Raw genomic sequence first — 24,461 nt, 5'->3', positions numbered from 1 at the left:
TTATATATTTTATTCAGATGTGGCTGCGTTCTCGGCAGCTTGCGCCTCGGCTTTTTCCGCTAGCGCTTGCTTTTTATCACGTAAGGCGTCGCGCATGGCCTTTTCAAAGGTCTTTTGGCGCTTGATAGCTCTTAACTCATCGGCGGTTGGCGGCAAAATAGGGTCGGTTTTACGCTGTAGCATCCAATAATCAAATAAGGCGCGACCAATAGGCGCGGCGACAGCACTACCGCCGCCACCATTTTCGACCAGTACCGACAGGGCGATTTCTGGCTCTTCTACAGGCGCAAAACCATTAAACCAAGCATGATCCCAATGACGTTTATCGAGTGCCGCTTTATTATAGCTTTTACCTTGGGCAATTGATTTGACCTGTGCGGTACCGGTTTTACCAGCGATGCGATAGCGCGGGGTATAAATGCCACGCCCTGTACCCGCCTTGATCGTTTGTTCCATCGCATCGTGCATACGCGTCCAGTCAGAAGGTTTGCCATTGTAGTCAATTTTGCCATCAGGCTTGCTAATCACGTTAATGGCCGCCGCGCCATCGCTGCTTTTTAATAAATGCGGGGTAATGTGATAGCCTTTATTGGCGGTCATGGCGGTGGCATTAGCAATCTGTAATGGCGTCGCTAAAAAATACCCTTGGCCGATACTGACAGAGATGGTTTCACCCGGTAACCAGCCTTTATCATAGGTGTCTTTTTTCCATTTCGGTGACGGCATAACGCCTGATTTTTCATTGGGTAAGTCAATACCGGTCTGCTCACCAAACCCAAAGCGCACCATCCAGTCATGAAGGCGCTGAATGCCCATCTCATACGCCAACTTATAATAATAGGTATCGACCGACATCATGATGGATTTCTTTAAATCTACCGTACCGTGGCCACCGCGTTTCCAATCGCGAAAACGGTGCGAATCGCCGGGTAGACTGAAATAACCCGGGTCATAAATGGTCGTTTCCCAATCTCGTAGGCCGTAATGAATACCGCCCAAACCCTCAAAAGGTTTAATGGTCGAGCCGGGCGGATACGTCCCTTGTAGCGCGCGGTTGTAAAGAGGCTGATCAAGGTCATCTCGCAGGGCGCCGTAGTCCTTAAAAGAGATACCTGAGATAAAAGGGTTTGGGTCATAGCTTGGGTTACTGACAAAAGCCAAAACATCACCGTTCTTTGGATCGATAGCGACGATCGCGCCGCGGCGACCATCAAGCTGCTGCTGCGCAATGGTTTGTAAGCCATAATCTAGACTAAGCGTGATGTCATTGCCCGCAATGGGCGCTTTGGTATCAAGTTGACGTAGGATATTGCCATGAGCATCGGTTTCTACCGACTGATAACCGGGCTGTCCGAGCAAGATATCTTCATAAAAATCTTCAATACCAATTTTACCAATAAGATCAGTACCTGCGTAGCGATCCTTATTAATTTGCTTGGATTCTTTATCGTTAATACGTCCGACATAGCCAATCACATGGGCAAAAAGCTCATCATAAGGGTACGAGCGCGTGAGTTTACTCTGAATACTGATACCACGAAAAAAAGGCTGACGTTCACTAAACTGCGCCAATTGCGCTTCGGTCAAATCAATTTTGATGGTCACCGGGTCATTTTTGGTTTTGCTAACGCGGGCCAAAATATCGGTAATGTCTTTTTCGGTAAGATCAAAAATGGGCGCGAGCAGTTTTAGCGTGCGCTCTGGGTCTTCGACTTCGTCCGGGCTGAGCATAGCAGTAAATACCGGCTGATTATCAGCGAGAATAATGCCGTTACGGTCGTAAATATAACCGCGACTGGGCGGCGCAGAGATGAGCTTGATGCGATTGTTATCGGCTTGGGTAGTGTACTTATCATGAGCAAACACTTGCAGATAACCGTACCGCGCGATCAATCCCAACAAGCCCACAAACATGAACAGCCCAAGGATAATAATGCGGCTGGTAAAAATACGATTGACCTGTTCAGTATCGGACGCGAGCGGTTTGTTCATATAAAGTCAGTACCCAGACGATCAGTAAAATGGTCGTTGATAAAGTGATGATTGATTAAGCACAGATAAATAAAGCAAAGAGAGATAAAGCCGTTTGCTCGTTTATCTAAAGCGGGGTGAGCATAAAGGATAAGACAAAGTATTTCAATAACATAGCGCGATGATTTATCAATAAAAAGTCAAAAAATTTACTTGCCGTCTTCAGCTAACCAGTAGCATTAAGCAACCGCAAATTATAACAGAACAAACACTTGCGCGCAGTAGGCAGTCGTCTATTTTGTGAGGATCGTTATTGCCATGATCGACATTGTTCTTTAGCCATTTTTAACATCATTAAATGATAGTAAAGGTTTAGGGTGGTGAGTAGGGCGCAAAACGTGTCATCGCTAGTCACAACTTGCCAAGGCTTGATATGTGCTAATAAATAGCAAGTATGCTAAAATCAGGCGATTTATTTTAGCCACTTATCGCATCTATAGCGTTATTTAATTTAGTGGTTATTGAGGATAGAGCGTTTTTATTGAGCGTTCTTAATCGACTAAGGATATTTGCTTAACAACGACCATCATCACCTCAAGGATAATTAGAGTCATGGATGCAAATTCATTGTGGCAAACGATAGCGGAACACCCCGAGTTTTTTGCTATGTTGACCATTCCACCAGTGACTGCATTTGTCACTTGGATACACGTGTGGATGGCACTCAAGATGCTATTTTATCCGATTAAATTTTGGGGTATTCGGATTCCAAACTTTCCATTCTTTGGTTTGCCGGGATTGGGTTGGCAAGGAATTGTGCCACGTAAGGCAGGCAAGATATCGGGCGTGATTGTTGATCAGACGCTCTCAAAGCTGGGTTCGCTCGATGAGTTTTTTCAGGCGATGGAGCCAGAACAGATGGCGGTATTTATCACCGATACGGTCGATGAAAACCTTGAGAGTTTGATTGATGAGATTATGCTTGACCATTCGCCAGCGCTGTGGGGCAATCTGCCTTATGCGTTAAAGCGCCGCGTCTATGCCCAAGCGCATCAAGAGTTACCAAATATCATGCAATCCTTGGTGACCGATTTGACCTATCACGTCGAAGATTTGGTCGATATGCGCAAAATGATTGTCAATAAAATGGAAAGTGACCGGCGTTTGATGGTCAATATGTTTTTAAAAGTTGGGCAAAAAGAGATTGATTTTATCTGGCATATCAGTGCTTTGATTGGCCTTGTATTCGGTATTATCCAAATGTTTATATTTTTGGTGGTACCGCAGCATTGGACGGTACCGTTTTTTGCCGCTATTTGGGGATTTTTGACCAACTGGATTGCGATTTGGATGGTGTTTAACCCAGTTGAGCCACGTTTTATTCCGTATGTGAAGTTTTTTGTGCTACAAAGCCGTTTCCCATTTATTAAGCCGCAACTGCCGCATATCGCGCAGTACCGTTTCCAAGGCGGTTTTATGAAGCGCCAAGAGGAAGTGTCTGAGGTTTTTGCTGAGATTGTGGTCAAAGATTTGGTCACTTTAGAAAACATCATGAATGAGATGATGTATGGTGACCGCGCCGCCGAAACGCGTGAGTTGATGAAATCGCATTTGTATAAAGTGTTAGAATCGCCGGTCATTAGTACCACATTGCGGGTTGGACTGGGTCGCCGCGAGTTTGGGCAATTGAAAAATACCATTATCGACAAATCCATCGTCGCGACTATGGTGCCACTGCGAGACCCTGAACTTAATGAAAGCCGTGCCAGTAAAATATTTGGGCTATTTCGCGATCGTATTCGCGCGCTATCCCCTGATGAGTTTCAAAACCTATTGCGTCCCGCTTTTCGCGAAGATGAGATGACGCTGATTATACTCGGCGGTTTGACAGGTTTCTTGGCAGGTTGGTTGCATCTGGTCTTGGTGTTTTTCCCTGCCATGCAGTGAGAAAGGGTTTTTATGTTCTTTACACATATCGCCTACAGAGTGGATACAGAAACGTGACAAGTTGACGCTAATGTACCATGCTGTAAGTCTTCTAAGCTACAATGGCTGATAGCTACAGATGCAGAAAAAAGCATGACAATGACGGCGTAATGTCTAAAAGTAACGACTATTGACTATTCTCAGACGCATTAAAAATACTGCTTTCTAAAATAAACAATGACCGTATTAAGGTAAACAAGGTTAGACCGTATGTTAATCACAGAATTGGGTTATTTTGCCTTGCTGGCCGCCTTTGTATTGGCGATTTTGCAGGTGGTATTACCAACCATGGGTGTCATGAACGACCACGTTGCCTGGCAGCGCCTTGCTCCGAGTTTAGCGTGGGCGCAGTTTGCGGCCATGATTGTCTCGTTTGGGTCATTGATGGCAGGCTTTTATTTTAATGATTTTAGCTTGGTTTATGTCACCCAGCACTCTAATACCTTGTTACCTTGGTATTATAAATTGTCGGCGACGTGGGGCGGACATGAAGGTTCGCTGCTACTATGGATGACCATTATGGCCACTTGGTGTGCGCTGGTCTCCTACTTTAGCCGTGGCTTACCATTGACCATGCGCGCCCGCGTACTGGTAATATTGGCTGGCGTGCAAGTGATGATGCTGGCGATGTTAATCTTTACCTCATCACCGTTTGATCGCACTTTACCAAATTTACCCGTCGATGGCGCCGATTTAAACCCTCTGCTACAGGATTTTGGTTTGGTTATCCACCCGCCGATGCTGTATATGGGCTATGTGGGTATGGCTGTGCCATTTGCATTTTGTATGGCAGCATTATGGGAAGGACGTTTGGACGCTGTCTGGACCCGCTGGTCGCGTCCATGGGCACTGGCTGCATGGGGCTTTTTGACCGTTGGTATCGCACTTGGTTCTTGGTGGGCTTATTATGAGCTTGGCTGGGGCGGTTGGTGGTTTTGGGATCCAGTAGAGAACGCCTCATTGATGCCTTGGTTAGCTGGCTTAGCTTTACTGCATTCATTAGCCGTGACCGAAAAGCGCGGGGTCTTTAAAGCGTGGACCATTATGCTGGCCATTTTTGCTTTTGCCTTGAGTCTTTTGGGCACCTTCCTTGTGCGCTCAGGCGTCATTACTTCGGTGCATTCGTTCGCTGCCGACCCAACGCGCGGTCTGGTTATTTTAGTCATTCTGGGTATTATCGTCGGTGGCGGGCTGTTGATGTTTGCCGTACGCGGTTGGCGTCTGACGGTTGAAAGTCAGTATCAGCTGATATCGCGTGAATCATTTTTAGTCATTAATAACGTGATTATTTTAATCTCAACCTTAGTCGTACTGCTTGGTACGCTATATCCTATCATCGCTGACTCCTTTAATTTAGGTCAGGTCTCTGTTGGTCCTCCGTACTTTAATGCGCTATTTGTACCTTTGGCTTGGCTGTTATTAGTAGCGATGGGCATGGGTTCTAATATTCGCTGGAAAAAAGACAGCCGTCCGCTCTTAGGCGCCGGTATGGTCATTGCGGTCAGCAGTTTATTATTAGCAGCGATTATTGCCTACTTTGTTAGCCCGTCTGATATGTTAAATATTGGCGTGACGCTGGCGGTTAGCTTTTGGGTTTTACTTTGGATGGCAGTCGATTTTAAAGACAAAACCAAAAACGCCCCAAGTTTCTTTAAAGGACTACGTCAGCTACGTTTGAGCTACTGGGGGCAGCAAACTGCTCATATTGGCGTAATCGTCGCCGTCATCGGGGTGGCGTTTACCAGCACCTTGAGTGTCGAGCGCGATGTGGCATTGGGTGAAAATGAAACTGTGCACGTACAAGGCTACGACTTTGAGGTCAAAGATTTTCATGAAGTCAGGGGCAGCAATTTTGATGGTATGCAAGCACAGGTTGAGGTGACCAAAGAAGGTCGCGCGGTGACAACTTTGTATCCGGAAAAACGTACTTATATTATTAGTGGTATGCCAATGACCGAGGCGGCAATTGATGCCAGTCTCATGCGTGATGTCTATGTAGCGCTGGGCGAGCCTATCGCAGAAGACAGTAATAAGTGGGCGGTACGTATTTATGTCAAGCCGCTGGTGCGCTGGATATGGCTTGGGGCGATTATCATGGCCTTAGGCGGTCTGCTAAGTATGCTCGATAGCCGTTATCGTTTTAAAAAGGCTAAGGCATCAACGCAAACGGCAGCCAACAAAGCAGGATTTATTACCGAAGCTCACGTAGGGGAGAAGTAACATGAGTCAGTCAAATAATTCTTCCCAAAAAGCGCCTGACAATAAAGGTGATGCAAACCACAAAACGACCAAGACCATGAAAAAAAGCCAAATAAAGATATGGTTTTTGATTCCGCTGATTGTGTTTGTTGGTTTTATTATTATGCTGTACCTGCGTTTGGGTCAGCCGACGGATATCGTCACCAATACTGCGCTTGAGCGGCCGGTACCGTCATTTGAGTTGCCATTATTGTCCGATACTAGCCGTATGATGACCAATGACAATTTGCCCGAACAACCATTTTTGATGAATATTTGGGGCTCGTGGTGTCCAACTTGTATCATTGAGCATCCTTTTTTAATGCAATTAGAGGAACGCGGGGTCAATTTGGTTGGCGTTAATTACAAAGATGACATCGGTGATGCGCTAGGATATTTAAATCGTGGCGGCGATCCATTCTCCATGTCTATTCAGGATTTATCTGGGCAATTTGCTTTAGATTTAGGCTTAACTGGCGCGCCTGAAACCTTTGTGGTTGATGGGCAAGGTATTATTCGTCAGCATATTGTTGGTGAGATTAATGAAAGCAACTGGCAAAGCCGCATCATGCCCTGTCTGATGGTGCTCAATGAAGCGGATAAGAAAAATGTCAGTCCCGATCCTAGTCAGGTTCAGGAGGTGTGTAAATGAACGCCATACCTTTAACAGTGATGTCATCAAAAAGCCTGTCAGCACAAAGCATAAAACCAGCAAATTTTATAATAAAGTTAGCCGGCTTAATGCTTGCGTGCTTGCTTAGTTTTATCCTCAGTTTCAGTGCGCATGCTGCCATTGACGTTTATGACTTCGATTCGCCGCAGCAAGAAGCGCAGTATCGCGGACTTATCGAGGAGCTGCGTTGCCCCAAATGCCAAAACCAAAATTTGGCAGGTTCTGATGCGCCCATCGCACAAGATTTAAAGCAAAAAACGTACGACATGATCAAAGAGGGTCGTAGTGATGCTGAGATACGCGCTTATATGCAAGAGCGTTATGGCGACTTTATTACTTACAAGCCGCCTGTGCGCCCATCGACTTGGATACTGTGGTTTTTTCCGCCATTATTATTGATTGTGCTAATCATTGGCTGGTTTTGGCAAAGTAAACGTAGCCAGCGCGTGGCGCGCGGTGAAAGTGCGATTAATATAGACAGCGCCGCAGCGTTATCGGCGGCAGAAAAAGCGGAGCTTGATCGTTTATTGTCGCGTAGCAATAGCAATAGCAATAGCAATAGCAATAGCAATAGCAATAGCAATGCTAAAAGCGAAGCTGTTATCACCAGTACAGAGGACAAAAAATGACCCTATCTTCTACTTTTGGCTTATTTATTGCCCTAAGCTTATTTATTGCGCTGCTACTGGCCGTTATCGCTATCATGCCATGGCTACGCGCCTCACGCTTGCGCGACAAGCCCGTTGACAACCAACTGCTAGACATCAACGTTGCCGTATTCCGTGAGCGTCTAACAGAGCTGCAAACCGATAAAGACAGCGGCACCATCGATGACGTCCATTACCGCAATCAAAAGCTCGAGCTTGAGCGCCAATTACTGGACGCGCAGCGCACAGTCACGCCCATGGTAGCGCCAAGTTACAAAAGTCGTTTGATTATCATGATATGGGTGCCGGTATTGGCAGGATTGGCTTATTTTTTAATCAGTGACCGTACGTCAGTATTTGACTTATGGGTGGCTGAAGATAAAGTCGGACAAGTGGCAGATGACTTATTGACTGGTAAAATCGATCAGCCGCCTGCTTGGGCGATTGAAGACGGTACGCAGCTTATCAGTGCCATGCAGACCAACGTCTATCGTCATGCTGATGATCCTGATCGCTGGATGCGTCTGTCTGAGCTGTTTTTATCATTAGAAGCAACCGACTCAGCGCTTGAAGCCTTATCGCGTGCTTATCGTTTGTCGCCAGGCAATGAAGAGATCGCCACCACTTATGCGCAAATCAGCTTTTTTGCCAATAAAGGCCAGCTCGATGCCAATAGCCGCCGCGTCTTACAAGACGTACTGGCAAAAAATCCACAGCATGAAGGCGCCCAAATGCTGATGGCAATGGGTGAGGCGCGTGGCAATAACTTTGAGCAAGCACAAGGATGGATTAAGCGTTTGCGCGCCAGTATTGCCGCCAAACCGGGCGACCATAGCCAAGCGCTGGCAAGCCTTGATGAATTGAGCGCCAATGTCAGCGCTCAGCAGCAGCAGGCATCTGAGGGCGTTGAGGTTACGGTCTCTATTAATGCAAGTTTGCTACCATTAGTAAAAGCAGACGATGTGTTATTTGTCGCTATTCGTGATGTCAAAGGTGGGCCACCGTTCGCTGCCAAGCGTTTACCGATTAGCGTCATTAAACAGGGAGAGGCGACTATTAGCCTAAGTGATTTAGACGCCATGATGCCTGAACGTACGCTTGCGTCTGCTCGAGGCGATAAAGTCCAGCTTGCTGTCATTGCGCGTATTAGCCATAGCGGCACCGCCGATGCTGAATCCGGTGATTTAACCGGTAATCCTGTTGTCATTAGCGCTGACCAAAATCAGGTCAATGTGGCGATTAATCAACAAGTTCCTTGATAGATATATTGTAAAAATTGAATACTTAGTAAATGTGCGCCGTCATACTTTTGGCGGCGCACAACCCGCACAATCCTATCTGATGAACAGATAAGTCATCGTAACTTGCCGCATCAAGACTAAAAATACTTGAGCTTTTGAAAGCCACAAGGTAAGGTAAGCTCTGCAACCCACCAATCCCTAAGTTTTATTAGTCCCAAAATCCTATCTATTAAGGAGAGTCGTATAATGATGCGTATTATTTTGCTAGGTCCACCAGGCGCCGGTAAAGGTACCCAAGCCCAGTTCATCTCTAAAGAGTATGATATCCCGCAAATCTCAACAGGTGATATGCTACGTGCCGCCATCAAAGAAGGTACTGAACTTGGCAAACAAGCAAAAGATGTGATGAACGCTGGTGGTTTGGTTTCTGATGATCTTATCATTAACCTCGTGCAAGAACGCATCGCCAAGCCTGATTGTGTCAACGGCTGTATTTTAGATGGTTTTCCGCGTACCATTCCACAAGCCCAAGCGCTTGCTGATGCCAACGTAGCGATTGACCATGTGATTGAAATCAGCGTGCCTGATGATGAAATCGTTAAGCGCCTATCAGGCCGTCGTCAGCATGCTGGTTCTGGTCGTGTTTATCATATCGACCACAATCCACCTAAGGTCGAAGGTATCGATGATGTGACGGGCGAGCCGTTGATTCAACGCGAGGACGATAAAGAAGCGACCATTCGTGATCGTTTAGCGACCTATCAACAGCAGACCTCTGCTTTGGTTGGTTACTATCAAGAAAAAGCAGCTGAGGGCGGCGATGCTCCTAAATATGACAAATTCGATGGCACCCAAGGCATTGATGATGTTAAGCAGCAAATATTATCGGCACTAAAAGGCTAAAGTTTTTTAAACGTCGCCGATAGACGTGTTGATTAACCGTTATATTCAAAACCCTGCCGCTTGTTATTAATAGCAGCAGGGTTTTTTAGTGCGTAAAAGCAAATACTAAAAAACGTCCATAAAAAAGCCGCTTACTTAAATTCAGTAAACGGCTTTTAGATACTATTGTTTAAATGCAGCTTAGCTCATACTTTAGCAGATTAAAACTTACGCGTTACCTTGGGCATCAACTTGCGCTTGCTGCTGGCTTTGCGCGTATGCTTGGTCAAAGTTGACTGGTGCAAGCAATAACTGCGGGAAGCTACCACGCGTAACGATGTCGCTAATCACTTCGCGTGCATATGGGAACAATACATTCGGGCAATAAGCACCCAAGATTTGACCGATTTGGTCTTCTGGAATGTCTTTTAATAAGAAAATGCCCGCTTGATGCACTTCGGCGATAAATGCCGCTTCTTCAGCGTTTTTGGCGTTGACACTGACCGTCAATACTACTTGATAATGATCGTCATCAAGCTTTTCAGCGTTGCTTGATAGATTGATATCAAGCTCAGGGTTCCATTCTTTAGTAAATACAGCGGCGCCTGGGACTTCAAGTGACATGTCTTTTACATAAATGCGTTCTAGTGCCAATTGTGGTTGTGCTTGTTCTTCAGCCATGGTCATTCCTCTAAAAGTTAATCAAATAATGGGGCAGATTGTCATTGTAACAACATATCATTGTAATATAAATGCAGACTAAGGTTTGAGATTTATCTCAAGGTCTTTTACGCAGTTTTTTTAAATGTTTTTTATCACAACGCTTTATTCTTAACGCTGTCTATTTTTACACAATAAAAATAGACAGAAAAGGACAATAGCAAATTAACCGGCTAATAGCTCGTCAAGCTTGCCTTGTTGGTTCATTTGGTTAAGCTCGTCAAAACCACCGACAAAGGTATCACCGATGAAAATTTGCGGCACAGTGCGATAGTTATTGGTCTTTTGCATCAAAGCTTGGCGCTCTTCGCGGCTGATGTCATGCATGCCGATTTCTTCGTAATCAACGCCTTTAGATTGTAATAATTGCTTAGCGTTTGAGCAGTATGGGCACATTGGAGTGGTATAAACTTGCACAGAAACAGTCATGGTCATTCCTTATTTATAAATTTATGGGGGAGCAATTTTGTTATAAGTAATAGGATAAATAGTAAGATAAAAAAATTATAGGGTAGTCATTAATATAATCCGTTATCAATACGTAAATAACCCCTATATTTGCTGCTGCTCCGTATAAAATGGGGATGGCTATGGCAAATTCAAGCAGTGTTAGTTAAAAAGTGCTGACGGTAGCATAGTTAGCGTATAAAAAAAGACACCTGATAAAGAGGTGTCTTTTTAATTGGTACTGCTGGTCAATAAGACCAGCTATTAATATTGTCTTACTTATGCAAACTTGGCTTGGCTTTGCCTTTGTTTTTAGACTTAGTATCTTTTAACCCAACCAATGGCATACCAGCGCCTTGCCAGCCGCCGATACCGCCCTCTAGGCGATAGACATTGTCTTTGCCAATCATTTGGACAGCAGCACCTGCTTGGATACCCATATCACAGACGATGATGACTGGCTGCTCAATCGCACGAATTTCCTCAATGCGGTCTTTGAGTTCAGTAAAAGGTATGTTGCGGCTGCCTTGGATATAACCAGTTTCAAATTTCTTTTTGGCGCGAATATCGATCAGCTGCGCATTTTGCGAGTTGACCATCATACCCAAGGTGTTGGGCGATATTTTTCTGCCACTACGTTTGTTTTCAATAGCAAAAAACAGCACGGCAAGCACGGCTAATATACCAAATAAAAACGGGTGGTTGCCCACAAATTCCAGCGCACGATCCAAACCATACCTCCAAAAATATAAGTGTTCGGTCAAACTGAGATAACAGCCCAACGATGGTGAACAAGGCGCTATTATACCGATAAGGTCATCTATAGTAAACGGGCGATGGCTTCGTCGTTACTTTATCTCGTCGTTCCTTTATCAGTAACCTTTAGACATATCTGCTAATAAGGCTTAGTATCCGCCTCTTCTGTTAGCGTGACAAGGTTTTCGACCCGGCGCTGCAACACTTCGCCGTACGCAACCGCTTGCCACAAGGCGCAGCCTTTACTGTTATGGGTATGGCGACAATCGCGGAACTGGCAATCACCTGCCAGTGGCGCAAGCTCGATAAAGCCTGAGATAATATCATCAGGCGTTAAATGCCAAATACCGTACTCACGAATACCAGGGGTGTCGACAATGCCGCCTTGGGTTAAGTCATCTGGATTAAATGGTAATAAGCGACTGGTGGTGGTGGTATGTTGACCGAGCTTTGAGTTTTCAGAGATAATATTGACGCTTTGTGCTGATTCAGGTAATAAGGCATTAATTAAGCTGCTTTTACCGACGCCTGACTGACCAGCAAAAATAACCAGTTTTTTATCGATATAGCGCTTTAGCTCATCAAGCCCTTTTTGCTCGTCACTATCAGCGATGTTTTCAGGGCATGCAACCGAGGTCAGTACGCTCTCGTAACCAAGCGCCGCGTATTGTGCCAATAATTCACTGGTATCGACGCCGTTTTCTTGCGCCAGTAGATCAGCTTTATTAAGTACCAATAGTGGCTTTACGCCCGCATGATGACAAACGACCAAATAGCGATCAATCAATGTCGGCGCAGCGGCAGGCAAGGGTGCAAATACAATGGCCAAAATATCAACATTGGCGGCGACAGGTTTGAGCTTATGATAACGGTCAGGACGCGAAACGAGCGAGGTGCGGGGCTTGACGGATTCGATACGTCCAAAGCCGGTATTAGGGTCTGCAGTCCAGCGTACTTGGTCGCCCGCTGCTAGCATGGGCAGATTGGTACGCACATGACAGCGCCAAATATCGCCTAACGTTAATTCCTGCCAAAACGGCTCAGGATCATCAGGCGCAATCTCCGGCTGCACAGGAATTACTGCCGGCAAGCTGGTCACTTGTACTTCTAGCTGCTTACCATAATGCGCCATGACCACGCCATCCATCAAACTGTCATCGATGCTGTCTTGGCTATCAAGCTGTTGTTTGTCGATGCGACGAATCTGTTGTTTAGTCAGTTTGCGTTGCCGGATTAATGCCATGGGTTGTGACCTATTAGAAAAATATTGCTAAGTGTAGCGTGAAAATTTGCTAACATACAGCCTAAAGCGCCGCTAGCAGATAGTGGTTTTGTAATGTTTTCGTTTTATTAGGCATTATAGCCAACCAAGTGCAAAGCATATGATTTTAGCCTGACCATTTAGAGTCAGTTTAATTGATTAACAAGGCTCACAAGTTGTGCCAAAGTTTATTGACCATAGGATATTTTATGAGTACCGACGACCATCCCAATAAAATTAAAATCAAAAACCAAGGTAAAAAAGGGTTGGTGTGGATTGACCTAGAAATGACCGGACTTGATACCTTAAATGATGAGATTATCGAGATTGCGACCGTAGTGACCGATGAGGATTTAAACGTCCTTGCCGAAGGACCTGTTTTCGCAATCAAGGTATCCGATCAAGTGTTAAATAAAATGGATGACTGGAATACCAAGCAGCATGGCCAGTCAGGCTTGGTCGACCGCGTGCGCCGTAGTACCGTGACCTTAGCAGAAGCAGAAGCGGAAACCATTAAGTTTTTGAATAAATGGGTCGATAGTGGCAAGTCGCCGATGTGTGGTAACTCAATCTGCCAAGATCGCCGCTTTTTAGCCCGCCAAATGCCCGAGCTTGAGCGCTTCTTCCATTATCGCAACCTTGATGTGTCGTCGATTAAAGAGCTGTGTTTCCGCTGGCGTCCAGATATTTTAAGGAACTTTGAAAAAGGCGGCAGCCATTTAGCCTTAGATGATATTCGCGATTCTATTCGCGAACTAAAACATTATCGTCAGCATTTCTTTAAGTTGATGCCTTAACGTCATGTTTAAAGATTGGTGCCTTAAAAATCAATCTTTAGAAATAACCATTTAAGAACAAGTAAAAAGCCCGTTAACGAAACGAAAGCCGAAATATGGCTCGTTTCTTTGCGGGCTTTTTGTTTCAATGATACTTTGAATGAAAGCTTATTGGGATAATCCTTTAAGAGTATATTAGCGACTCTCATCAGGTCGCTTAATGCTATCAGGGCTGGCTTCATAAACCGCATCTAATTCTGCTTCCGACAAATATTTTTCTACCGTCGGGTATAACTCGCGCTCTTCAAAGCGAATATGGTCGTATAATAGGGTGCCAAGCTCATGAACTTGTGCCACGCTGACCTCTTTATTGCCAGATTTTTGCGATTGTTCGACCATATTTATCAGTTGATGTAATTGCTTATGCTGTCCATCAAGGGTATTGAGTACTGACGCCACATCGGATTCAGTAGCGCGGTACGGCTCTAGCGCATTAGCAATTAAATTGTCTTCAATTTGGAAGTGATAAGCCATATCGTTAATATAAGAGGTGAGATTGTCCCAATGTTTGGCAATTTCTTTGGGTTCATCCAAGCTTTCTTTGGCATGGCGAGACAGATTAAGCCCAAGATGGTGTTGGCGTGACAGCGGCTGCAATTGATTGGCGCGTTTCATAATTAAATACCTTAATGCTTCGAGAAGTCATGATTGATTAATTATTTGGAGTAATACTCTATGTTCAACTATCTTTTAATTTTGCATTTACTCGGGGCTGCAATTTGGACAGGTGGTCATTTAATACTAGCATTAGTGGTGTTGCCAAAAGTGCTATCTTCACGTAATTTAGACGCATTGTTACAATTTGAGGGGCAGTTTGAAAAAATTGGTATGCCGGCATTAGCCATTCAAATCATCACTGGATTATGGATGGTATATAAGATATTACCTAACATAGAGATGTGGTTTGCCTTTGATAATGACATCAGTGTCTTGATTGGTATAAAGCTGAGTTTGTTATTACTGACGGCACTAGTCGCGATGCATGCGCGCTTTTGGGTCATACCACGCTTATCCGCTAATAATTTGAATGGGTTTGCCATCAATATTATTCTGGTGACGTTATTTTCAGTGGCGTTCGTCGTGGTTGGTACGCTGTTCCGTACGGGATTTTAAAGAGAAGTTTTTAGATAAAATGATATAGGCTAAGTAGCAATTAATAGCTAATACAAATCAACAAACGCAAAAAAACCTCAAGTAAATGAATACTTGAGGTTGAAACTTTGTACTTAATAATGCAATTAAAAACCAAGTTTTAAATATGGCGCAGCGGACGGGACTCGAACCCGCGACCCCCGGCGTGACAGGCCGGTATTCTAACCAACTGAACTACCGCTGCTTAGGTCGTCTTTAGCATTTCGTCTTCTAAAAGACCCACTCGCTAAATGAGTGGTGGGTGATGACGGATTCGAACCGCCGACATTCTGCGTGTAAGGCAGACGCTCTACCAACTGAGCTAATCACCCTTGCTGTGGGTGTGTATTATATACATTTACACATGGCTGTCAAATATTATTTTAAGTATTTTTAAAATTATGGCTAATAAACTTACTTACCGCTCAAACTAAGCCGTAAGTAGGGTGATGATAGACTATATAGCCGCTGTATTGCTGGCTATTGCGTGCTTGCTAAAAGTCACTATACTGATAAAGCTTTTTGCATCTAACGAACAAGACGTCTACTTATAGGGCGTCTACTTAATAAAACAGCGGGCTAATAACTAATAACTAATAAATAGATGAATGATTAGAGTGATATAGGGTCATGGAGGTGAGCATAAATAATTTTAATATAGAAGCTCTGTCTATTGAAGACTACTTTACGACATGGTCGGTAGGAGATTTTGCTGGATTGGGTCTGATATTGCACGTGATTTTGATGATCGTCATGACCCTGCGTATCGTCTCGGTACAGCGCAATATCGGGGTATCGATTGCTTGGGTTGCCGTGCTTTATACTTTGCCTTTGGTTGGCTTTATTGCTTATATCTTATTGGGTGAGCCGATGATTGGGCGGCGTTATCGTGCGCGTATGAATCAGGCGCGGCTACTAATGAATGATATGGCTAAGCGTGAGCAAATGGTGTTTGATGAAGGTCAAGAGCTGCTACCCGATAATTATCGTGGGGTCAGTAAAATCGGTACGCGCTGGACAGGTTTTGGGGTGTTTCCCGGCCATCAAATGCAATTATTGACCACACCGAGTGCGATCTTTGGGCGCTTGATTGAAGATATTAATGCCGCTCAGCGCATTATCCTGATGGAGTTTTATATTATTTATCCAAAAGGTCAGATACTCGACGTCATGGATGCGCTGATGGCAGCGGCGCGGCGCGGCATAGAGTGCCATATTTTGGCGGATAGTGTGGGCAGTTTTAGCTTTTTTAATAGTAAACAGCATCGCATGTTAGAAGAAGCCGGGGTTTTTGTGCATCAGTCGCTACCGGTTGGTTTGTTTAAAACCCTATTTAAACGCTCAGATTTGCGTAATCATCGCAAAATTATCGTCATTGACGAACATATAGGCTATATCGGTAGCTTTAACTTGGTAGATCCAAAGTTTTTTAAACAAAATAAAAATGTCGGTCAATGGATTGATGTGGCGATACGCAGCGTCAGTCAAGAGCCGATAAATATTGCCACAGCGATGGCAAAAGTAGTGGTCACCGATATTGGCGCAGAAAATAAAGACAATCTCGATGCGCTCAATCACCGCGTGAATAACTATACGCGTAAGCTTTATGTCATGAGTCCGACTATTAATGATATCAATAGCCGCGTTAAAGTATTAGACGAGATTAGCGATACAGATGAGCTACCCGAGATTGGGTCGACATCGATTGTGATACCGCGTATGCCAGTCGTTGAGAATGTGTTAGCGCAGCTGATACCTTCGGCGCCGCAAGTGACGGCGCACGTGATTTATAATACCTTGGTGACGGTGATTCATCGCGCCAATAAACGCATTCGCATTACCACGCCGTATTTTGTCCCCGATGAAGCCTTGTCAGGGGCGTTGACTACGGCGGCTAAACGTGGGGTTGAGGTGACGATTATTGTGCCCGAAAAGGTAGATTCATTTTTGGTGCAGCATGCCTCGCAAGCGTATTATCAAGAGCTACTCGAAGCCGGGGTAACCATTGCTTTATTTAAAGGTGGACTGCTGCATGCTAAAACCGTGGTTATTGACGATGATTATTGTCTGTTTGGTACGGTAAATATTGATATGCGCAGTTTTTATTTAAATATGGAGGTCAGCTTAGCGATTTATACGCCAGAAATGGTAGCGCAGGTTGCTGATTGCCAAGAAGTTTACTTGCAGAGTTGTCGGTTTTTAAGCTTAGAAGAATGGCAAGAGCGCCACGGGGCAGAGCGCTTATTTGATAATGTGGTGCGCTTATTTAGTCCTTTATTGTAGCGCTTTTGATTTTAGGTTAAGGTAAACTACTTATTTTTATTACCATCTTATTTTTATTATGATTTGAAATGTTGGTTTTCAAAACGCTCAACTTTAAAAGATAGGCTCGCCTTATGTCTGCATCGCCCTTAACACCGCTTGATTACATCGCAGCAGGCTATTGGCAAGATTTTTTAGCTGGCCGTTTTGTTGCCGGCGGCATGGCTTATGAAACGGAATTGCATCGATGCACACTCGATGAGTCGCTGGCAAGTTTACAGCGCGTAGATACTTTGCTGTCGCAGATACGCCGCGATATGGTTAGGTCGGGCAGCTGGGATGAAGCGGCGCTATTAATAGATGAGCGCTATCGTAATTTTATGGTATTTTTGGCATTTTATGCCGGGCGCGTATTGGCACAGCAATGGCAAAATACGCCGCATTGGTTCGGTGAGTTTGAGCTACGTAAGCGCTATCCGGCCTTACCGCTACTGACCGATGATTTTTATCAGCATATGGCCGTGGTTTATCGCGATGATGGTGAGGTTAATAATCAGTTTAATATGACTGACTCGCTATTTTTTGCTTTAGAGCCGATAGGACTGCGGCTGTTTGGTCATATTGATAGAGCGTTTCAAGCAGTGCAAGGTGGTCAAGTGGCAAGCGGGCTATATCAAGCAGTGAGTGCAAGACTACCAAACGCCATTGATAATACCCATATATTACCCGTAGACAGCGCACCACCTGCTGATAAAAACGTGACTGAAGTAGGAACGACTCAGCATAACAGACAAGACATTTATACAAATCGTGTTAATAGTAATGCTGATAACGGGCTGCAAACAATACCTGAAGTTGTCCAAACAGAGGCGGTATCAGCAAAGCCTAATTTATCGACCGCTTCATTAGAAAGCTCCACTGTACAAACTATAACGGCAGAAACTGCGTCAGTAGCATCTTCACAAGCAGCGTTAAAAGAAGTTGCAGTAAAACCAACAGTAAAACCCGCACCAACTCCAGAACTTTTTACTCAATTGCTGATAGAGCTTGATGAAATAGACGTCGCCCAAAGCGCTGGCAAGACAGAGTATGAGCAAGCCCGTAAAGTTTTAGATCAATTTGAGCAGCATATTGCTAAGCAAGAGAAACCGCGCGCGCAAGTTATGTTTTCAGCAAAGCATTTGGTAGCAAAGCAGCAAGCCCTAACAAGATTGCAAGACGCTGCCCATGCAGGTAATAGCGCGGCGATGCTACGTTTGGCGATGTATGAGCTGCTTAGTGAAGGAATAAATACGGATAAAGTGGCTGGTATGGAAGTAGGCGTAGAATGGGTTCAGAAAGCCGCGAGCAAAAACGACAGCCGTGCCCAGCGCCTATTAAGTAAGCTCTACTATCAAGGATTTGGCGTGCCGCAAGATATGACTAATGGGAAATACTGGCTTGAGCAAGTGGCCAAAAATGGTCATCCAGAAGCGGCCAGTTTGATGAGCCAATGGCGGCAAGCGCAAACGTTAATCAGCACACAAAAACAAGAGCAGCATAGCCTCAAACGTTATCAGCTATTGTTTGCGGTAATCATTGTTATTGCTATATTAATCTTCATTATTGTCTAAATACTTATTTTAAATTCTAGCTCTTAAATCCTCGTTTTTAAATCTTTGTTTCTGATAGCAAGTGCTTTAAAACTATTGTTTAGCATTAAATTCAGGTAGAATTGGCGCGTTTTTTATTGGCATTTTTTATTGTCATTTTATAACGTCACCTCCTATCGTCCGATCCATTACTAATCTGGGCTTCTTCATGCCATCTTCTGATAATTCCTTACCCTCTTTTGATAAGTCGACTCAGCCGATACAAAGCCGAGCTGTTTATAAGCCGCCTGTTTATTACCAAGTAACGATTGGGTTGCTAAAACCGCTCTATCGTCTGCAAGTATGGCGCCGCTCGCATAAGCGTGATAATTATCAGCAAGAAGTCGAGCAGCGTTTTGGTAAGCGCTATCCTGCGCCGCCTGTACCTAATGCCAAAGTTAAACCTAATGCGACTGCCAACGAAAATGGCAATCTTAAAGAGAGCAATGGCAAAAAAGTCATTTGGTGCCATGCGGTCTCTTTAGGCGAGACCAATACTGTCGCGCCTTTGCTGGATGCGCTATTGGCAAAAGGCTATCAGATATGGTTGACCAATACCACGCAGACTGGATATGCGCGCGGTGCCAGCCGCTTTGCCGATGATATTGCCCAAGGTCGCTTAAGCCATAGCTATGTTCCTGTCGATAGCCCTGCGGTGATTGAGACATTTTTAGGACATGTACAACCCGTCGCCGCCCTGTTTGTAGAAACCGAGCTTTGGGCCAATATCTTAACCAAACTGTCCGAGCATCATATTCCAAGTGTTTTGGTCAATGGACGGCTGTCGGCGTCTTCTTTTAAAAGCTATCAAAAAATTGGCGCTGTCAGTGCCAGTATGATGAAGAATTTGAGTTTGATTATTGCGCAGGATAATGAATCGGCAAAACGCTTTCGGCAATTGGGCGCTCATAGCGCGCAAATTCGGGTGGCAGGTTCGCTAAAATGGGTAATCAATACGCCAAAGCCAAAAAATGACAATAACAATGACGATAATATAAAAACAGCTGAAATAATAAACGATGGCGCAGACTTGGACTTAGATTTAGGCATAGCAGATCGTCCGATTTGGGTGGCAGCAAGCACCCATAGCGGTGAGGAAGAGATCGTATTATCATGGCAGCAGCAAATCCTATCTAACCCTTTATTAGCTAATAGTTTGCTGATTATCGTGCCAAGACATCCAGAGCGTTTTGATGAAGTGGCAGAGCTGATTGAAAAATCAGGATTGGCGATGGCGCGGCGTAGTGCTGAAGATGCCATTAGCGCAAATACTCAAGTCTATCTCGCTGATAGTATGGGTGAGTTGATGCGCTGGTATGCGCTTGCCGATGTGGCATTGGTAGGCGGCTCATTAGTCGATATTGGCGGACATAATCCCGTTGAGCCGGCAAGCGTAGCAACGCCAGTATTGATGGGTGCTTATACACAATCTTGTCAAAGTGTGGTTGATAAGCTTGCTAGCGTTGGAGCGTTATATCAACCAAATAATGTGTTTTATAGCGCGATTAGTGCGAATGGCCAAGTATCTCAGCCGCTATTACAGCCGCATCGCTCTGAGAGTAAACAATCTTCTTCAGATGATGATGTCAATCTTCTTTATCAGCAGCTAAAGTATTGGCTCAGTCATCTATCCTTAGCAAAACAGGCAGGGCGAGCGGGTGCAGCAATGACCGAGCAGCAGCAAGCAGTCTTGCATCGGCAGCTATCGATGATTGAAGGTGTTATTGAACAATACGCTCAACCATCTTTTGAGCAAGACCTGAGCCAAGACGTGAATTAACAGCGGATATAAGTGACGCTATGAACTGTATATTATTACCAGCGACCAACTTTCAACATGATAACGCGTCTGCGTATATCAATGATTTGGCGCAAATTGCTCATGTGAATAAAGTGCTAAATGCCCAAGTAGGCGATAGGTTGAAAATTGGTCAGCTTGGTGGTCAGCTTGGTAGCGCTATCATTAAAAATATTACGCCTGACAGTATTCAGCTAAGTGATATAAAGCTGATCATCAATCCGCCACCAAAGCTTAATCTTACGGTGGTGTTGGCATTGCCACGGCCAAAGGTGTTACGCCGCCTAATCATGGATATGACCGCGCTCGGCGTTAACGATATTATTCTTATCAATAGCTACCGTACGCAAAAAAGCTATTGGCAAAGTCCAATGCTAGCTCGCCTTGACGAGTTTGTGTTAGAAGGGTTGCAACAAGGCGTGGACACAATTGCGCCGCGCATTAGCCTGCAAAAACGCTTTAAACCCTTTGTCGAAGATAAGCTTGCAAGTTTAATCACCAATCGCGCTATCGTTGCTCATCCTTATAGCGCGCTGTCATTTGCGCAATATGTCCAGCAACCACTGGCAAAACCTAAGACAGCTCATGAATCGGTTTTACCAAGTATGGTATTTATCGGTGCTGAAGGTGGCTGGAATGATTATGAGATTGAGTTGCTTGCTGAGCAAGGATGTACGCTAGTTAATATCGGGCCACGCATCTTACGTACCGAAGCGGCGGTCAATGTCATTTTGGGACAATGGCTGCTACAAGGTCGAGATTAAGCTCAGGCAGATACATAAATCATTGATATCTTGTTAAAAATTAGACCAGTTTATCGGCACAGCAGGGCCAGATAAATGTATTGATAATTAATCTCATTTCTATTAGTATAATGTGTCTTAGATATTAAGGTCTTATTAATCCCGCTGTTTAATCATTTTCTAATGATTTTAATGTCGTCTTATCTCACTTATCCGTAGCACCATTATGGGGAATGCCATGTCATTAACTGCTATCAGTGCAAATCTATCTTCTAGTAAGCTTACTTTACCTATTGCTGTATTTAGCATGATGTTGGGTCTTGCGGGCTGTAGTAACTCATCGACGCCAGAAGAAAACGTAGATGCTGACACTACAACCACTGCTGAACAATCTGGCACTGAGCAAGAAGTGGCGAAAAATGATGACGCAACGGCCGCTGGTGGGCAAACCGTTACTATTTACTCATCACGTAATGAGCAGTTGATTAAACCGTTATTGGATAAATATACCGAAAAAACAGGCGTTAAAATTGAGCTGGTCACCGATAAAACCGGCCCATTGATGGCGCGTCTGCAAGCGGAAGGTAAAAACACGCCTGCGGATATGTTATTAACCGTTGACGCGGGTAATTTATGGCAAGCAGCGGAGCAGGGCTTATTGCAACCTGTGTCTTCTACTATTTTAGAAACCAATGTTCCTGCTAAATACCGTGATCCAAAAGGTCAGTGGACAGGTCTGTCTTTGCGCGCGCGTACAATTTTTTATGATCCAAGCAAAGTTAGCGCCGACCAACTATCTACTTATGCAGATTTGGCCGATCCAAAATGGAAAGGCAAACTTTGTCTGCGTTCATCAAAAGCTGTTTATAACCAATCATTGGTTGCAAGCATGATGGAAAATCTGGGCGAAGAAAAAACAGAAGAAATTATTCGTGGTTGGGTAGCTAACTTAGCAACAGACGTCTTTAGTGATGATACCAGTATGTTAGAGGCGATTGCCGCTGGTCAGTGTGAAGTGGGTATTGCTAACAGCTATTATTATGGTCGCCTGCTTGATGAAAAACCAAATTTCCCTGTAAAAATATTTTGGGCGAACCAAGGTACGACTGGTACTCATGTCAACATCTCTGGCGCTGGGGTTATCGCTAACTCAGACAATCCAAATGGTGCGCTTAAATTGATGGAGTGGTTATCTTCTGATGAGGCGCAAGGTCTTTATGCCAGTTCTGATAAAGAGTATCCTGTAAAAGTAGGTATCGATGAGTCAGAGCTACTCAGATCTTGGGGTCCGTTTAAACAAGACAGTATCAGCGTGCAGAAGTTTGGTGAGCTACAAACCCAAGCCATTCAAATGATGGATAAAGCGGGTTATAAATAACAGGCTACAAGTCGCTGAGCGGTTGGTTTTTAGCGATTAGATGTTTAGTCATCTAGCATCTAATCGCGTCATTATGCGTATGACTCGGTAACAATTTATGATAACAATGCCAGAAGCGTCTGCTAAACAAGACAATACTGTCAATGAAGCTAATAACGACAATAATAGCCCGTCTATCAGTCAAGACCATGTCGTCCGCAAACGTATTATCTCGAAATCAGTCTTAGGACTGATTTCGTTGTTTATGCTAGTACCGATTTTAATCGTACTATTATCGTGGACGCAGCCGGTCGCTGATATTTGGACCCACATGCGTCAATATGTGTTGCCGCAAGTGTTAAAAAATACCGTCATTTTATTGCTGATGGTGACACTGATTTCTGGCATTATCGGCACGGCACTTGCGTGGGTGACCAGTATGTACCGCTTCCCGGGACAGCGGTTTTTTGCGTGGGCGCTGATGCTGCCATTAGCGATGCCCGCTTATGTCTTAGCATTTGTCACTGTCGGTATCGTTGACTTTAGTGGACCGCTGCAAACGGCGTTAAGGGAGTTTGGTTTTACCACCGCTATTCCCTCGGTACGTAATGTTTGGGGCGCAGGTTTGGTATTGTCGTTGGCATTTTATCCTTATGTCTATTTGCTGGCACGCCAAGCGTTTTTATCGCAAGGCAGGCGCGCGATTGAAGCGGGGCAGATGCTTGGCTTAACTCGTAGTAAGGTGTTTTTTCGGCTGGCATTACCACAGGCGCTGCCTTGGGTCATTGGTGGTTTGCTGCTTGCTAGCATGGAAACGCTGGCAGATTTTGGTGCGGTATCGGTCTTTAATGTCGATACTTTTACCACGGCGATTTATAAAGCATGGTTTGGATTTTTTAGTCTAACCACTGCCGCGCAGTTGGCCGCATTATTAATCGGCGTGGTTTTTATCGTTGTCTTGTTTGAGCAGTATTGGCAAACCAAGCGTGGTAATACGGTGACGCAAGGTAGTAGCCAGCGTTTTGAAGCCAGTAAACCTGCGAAGTGGGGCATGGCGCTACTTTGTACGCTGGTATTTTTAATAGCGTTTTTGATTCCATTTTTGCAGCTGCTTTATTGGACCGCTTTAAACTTCCAGCAAGACTTTGACGCGCGTTATATTGATTTTGTTAGCAATAGTCTTATGGTTGCCAGTATGACGACGATATTTATCGCATTTTTGGCGATTATTATTGCGTGGGTCAAGCGTCAATATCCGGATAAATCGACCAAACTCATGACTACTTTAGCCAATTTGGGCTATGTGGTGCCGGGTACGGTCTTGGCGGTTGGGATATTTATTCCGATTGCGTGGCTTGATAATCAGCTGATAGCTTTTGGTATTACCTCAACGCAGTTTTTTTCTGGCAGCGTGATTGTGATGCTGCTCGCCTTGTCGACACGCTTTATGACAGTAAGCTTTCAGCCGGTCGACCGTCAGCTACAACGCTTGACCGTCAATCAAGAAGCGGCAGCGAAATTACTCAGTGATAGCCCATATCAGCGCTGGCGGCAAGTGATGCTACCCGTACTTAGCCCTGGGGTGTTAACTGGGTTATTAATGGGTTTTGTCGAAGTTATGAAAGAGATGCCGATTACTTTGATGACGCGGCGACAAGGCTGGGATACACTGGCAGTACGAGTGTTTGAGATGACCAGTGAAGGCATGTGGGGACGCGCCGCCTTGCCAAGTTTGTTGATTGTACTGGTTGGTCTTATTCCTGTTTGGATATTGCTGCGTCAAAGTGATAAACAAGGTTAAACGCCTTTATCATTAAGCAACCATAATCGAAGCGCTATAATCAAAGAGCCTTAATCAAAAAGCCCTAGTTAAAAAAGAAG

At 44.7% G+C, this 24,461-nt stretch carries 20 protein-coding genes and 2 tRNA genes; 14 read left to right on the top strand and 8 right to left on the bottom strand.

What is annotated here, in order from left to right; translation table 11 throughout:
• Nucleotides 1-9 precede the first annotated feature (9 nt).
• Entirely contained in the window at nt 10-1,992 is a 1,983-nt protein-coding gene (mrdA, locus tag AB8P72_RS09645) for a penicillin-binding protein 2 (protein ID WP_369957689.1), read from the bottom strand.
• 591 nt (nt 1,993-2,583) lie between these two features.
• Between mrdA and AB8P72_RS09640 the strand changes: the two genes are divergently transcribed.
• From AB8P72_RS09640 to adk, 6 genes are all read left to right on the top strand, one after another.
• A complete protein-coding gene (locus AB8P72_RS09640; protein WP_068407450.1) occupies nt 2,584-3,918 on the top strand; it encodes a hypothetical protein in 1,335 nt (444 codons plus the stop codon).
• Nucleotides 3,919-4,167: 249 nt separating this feature from the next.
• On the top strand, nt 4,168-6,177 hold the full coding sequence (locus AB8P72_RS09635) for a heme lyase CcmF/NrfE family subunit (protein ID WP_102077370.1): 2,010 nt from the start codon (nt 4,168-4,170) through the stop codon (nt 6,175-6,177).
• Nucleotide 6,178: 1 nt separating this feature from the next.
• The gene (locus AB8P72_RS09630) at nt 6,179-6,847 is read left to right on the top strand and encodes a DsbE family thiol:disulfide interchange protein (RefSeq protein ID WP_102077371.1); all 669 of its coding nucleotides are present in this window, start codon (nt 6,179-6,181) and stop codon (nt 6,845-6,847) included.
• A gap of 20 nt (nt 6,848-6,867) precedes the next feature.
• Nucleotides 6,868-7,497, top strand: a complete 630-nt coding sequence (locus AB8P72_RS09625; protein WP_369958288.1) for a cytochrome c-type biogenesis protein — start codon at nt 6,868-6,870, stop codon at nt 7,495-7,497.
• Nucleotides 7,494-8,774, top strand: coding sequence for a c-type cytochrome biogenesis protein CcmI (ccmI, locus tag AB8P72_RS09620; RefSeq protein ID WP_068407443.1), 1,281 nt, complete (start codon nt 7,494-7,496; stop codon nt 8,772-8,774). The genes AB8P72_RS09625 and ccmI overlap by 4 nt, the downstream gene beginning before the upstream one ends.
• A gap of 228 nt (nt 8,775-9,002) precedes the next feature.
• Nucleotides 9,003-9,659, top strand: a complete 657-nt coding sequence (gene adk, locus AB8P72_RS09615; RefSeq protein ID WP_068407441.1) for an adenylate kinase — start codon at nt 9,003-9,005, stop codon at nt 9,657-9,659.
• A gap of 207 nt (nt 9,660-9,866) precedes the next feature.
• Here the strand turns inward: adk and secB are convergent, their stop codons facing one another.
• The 4 genes from secB to rsgA all read right to left on the bottom strand — a co-directional run bounded on the left by secB (nt 9,867) and on the right by rsgA (nt 12,804).
• A complete protein-coding gene (gene secB, locus AB8P72_RS09610; protein ID WP_068407439.1) occupies nt 9,867-10,319 on the bottom strand; it encodes a protein-export chaperone SecB in 453 nt (150 codons plus the stop codon).
• 204 nt (nt 10,320-10,523) lie between these two features.
• Nucleotides 10,524-10,787, bottom strand: a complete 264-nt coding sequence (gene grxC, locus AB8P72_RS09605) for a glutaredoxin 3 (protein ID WP_068407436.1) — start codon at nt 10,785-10,787, stop codon at nt 10,524-10,526.
• A 293-nt stretch (nt 10,788-11,080) separates the two neighbouring features.
• Complete coding sequence (locus tag AB8P72_RS09600; RefSeq protein ID WP_068407433.1) at nt 11,081-11,536, bottom strand: rhodanese-like domain-containing protein; 456 nt, start codon at nt 11,534-11,536, stop codon at nt 11,081-11,083.
• 164 nt (nt 11,537-11,700) lie between these two features.
• Nucleotides 11,701-12,804, bottom strand: coding sequence for a ribosome small subunit-dependent GTPase A (gene rsgA / locus AB8P72_RS09595; RefSeq protein WP_369957688.1), 1,104 nt, complete (start codon nt 12,802-12,804; stop codon nt 11,701-11,703).
• Nucleotides 12,805-13,031: 227 nt separating this feature from the next.
• Between rsgA and orn the strand changes: the two genes are divergently transcribed.
• Nucleotides 13,032-13,619 carry an oligoribonuclease gene (gene orn / locus AB8P72_RS09590; protein WP_068407427.1) on the top strand — a complete coding sequence of 196 codons (588 nt, stop codon included), beginning with the start codon at nt 13,032-13,034 and terminating at the stop codon, nt 13,617-13,619.
• Nucleotides 13,620-13,793: 174 nt separating this feature from the next.
• On the opposite strand, the gene AB8P72_RS09585 is transcribed toward orn, so the two are convergent.
• Nucleotides 13,794-14,273: a hemerythrin domain-containing protein gene (locus AB8P72_RS09585; RefSeq protein ID WP_068407424.1), complete on the bottom strand. Its 480-nt coding sequence runs from the start codon at nt 14,271-14,273 to the stop codon at nt 13,794-13,796.
• A 60-nt stretch (nt 14,274-14,333) separates the two neighbouring features.
• Between AB8P72_RS09585 and AB8P72_RS09580 the strand changes: the two genes are divergently transcribed.
• Entirely contained in the window at nt 14,334-14,771 is a 438-nt protein-coding gene (locus tag AB8P72_RS09580; protein ID WP_068407421.1) for a CopD family protein, read from the top strand.
• Between the two features lie 146 nt (nt 14,772-14,917).
• Here AB8P72_RS09580 and AB8P72_RS09575 read toward each other — a convergent pair.
• Both AB8P72_RS09575 and AB8P72_RS09570 read right to left on the bottom strand, forming a co-directional pair.
• A tRNA-Asp gene (locus AB8P72_RS09575) sits at nt 14,918-14,994 on the bottom strand.
• A 51-nt stretch (nt 14,995-15,045) separates the two neighbouring features.
• A tRNA-Val gene (locus AB8P72_RS09570) sits at nt 15,046-15,121 on the bottom strand.
• A gap of 304 nt (nt 15,122-15,425) precedes the next feature.
• Here AB8P72_RS09570 and AB8P72_RS09565 point away from each other — a divergent pair.
• From AB8P72_RS09565 to AB8P72_RS09540, 6 genes are all read left to right on the top strand, one after another.
• Nucleotides 15,426-17,072 carry a cardiolipin synthase gene (locus AB8P72_RS09565; RefSeq protein ID WP_369957687.1) on the top strand — a complete coding sequence of 549 codons (1,647 nt, stop codon included), beginning with the start codon at nt 15,426-15,428 and terminating at the stop codon, nt 17,070-17,072.
• A 113-nt stretch (nt 17,073-17,185) separates the two neighbouring features.
• Nucleotides 17,186-18,664, top strand: coding sequence for a tetratricopeptide repeat protein (locus AB8P72_RS09560; RefSeq protein ID WP_369957686.1), 1,479 nt, complete (start codon nt 17,186-17,188; stop codon nt 18,662-18,664).
• A 187-nt stretch (nt 18,665-18,851) separates the two neighbouring features.
• Nucleotides 18,852-20,462 carry a 3-deoxy-D-manno-octulosonic acid transferase gene (locus AB8P72_RS09555; protein WP_369957685.1) on the top strand — a complete coding sequence of 537 codons (1,611 nt, stop codon included), beginning with the start codon at nt 18,852-18,854 and terminating at the stop codon, nt 20,460-20,462.
• A 20-nt stretch (nt 20,463-20,482) separates the two neighbouring features.
• Entirely contained in the window at nt 20,483-21,244 is a 762-nt protein-coding gene (locus AB8P72_RS09550) for a 16S rRNA (uracil(1498)-N(3))-methyltransferase (protein WP_305936145.1), read from the top strand.
• A 217-nt stretch (nt 21,245-21,461) separates the two neighbouring features.
• Nucleotides 21,462-22,601: a Fe(3+) ABC transporter substrate-binding protein gene (locus tag AB8P72_RS09545; protein WP_198328742.1), complete on the top strand. Its 1,140-nt coding sequence runs from the start codon at nt 21,462-21,464 to the stop codon at nt 22,599-22,601.
• Between the two features lie 97 nt (nt 22,602-22,698).
• The gene (locus AB8P72_RS09540) at nt 22,699-24,381 is read left to right on the top strand and encodes an iron ABC transporter permease (RefSeq protein WP_068404604.1); all 1,683 of its coding nucleotides are present in this window, start codon (nt 22,699-22,701) and stop codon (nt 24,379-24,381) included.
• Nucleotides 24,382-24,461 lie beyond the last annotated feature (80 nt).

It is taken from the genome of Psychrobacter sp. CLB018 (genome assembly GCF_041222815.1).
Taxonomy (GTDB): domain Bacteria; phylum Pseudomonadota; class Gammaproteobacteria; order Pseudomonadales; family Moraxellaceae; genus Psychrobacter; species Psychrobacter faecalis.
Note: the sequence above shows the minus strand (reverse complement) of the source record. Positions and strands in the feature narration are given on the sequence as shown.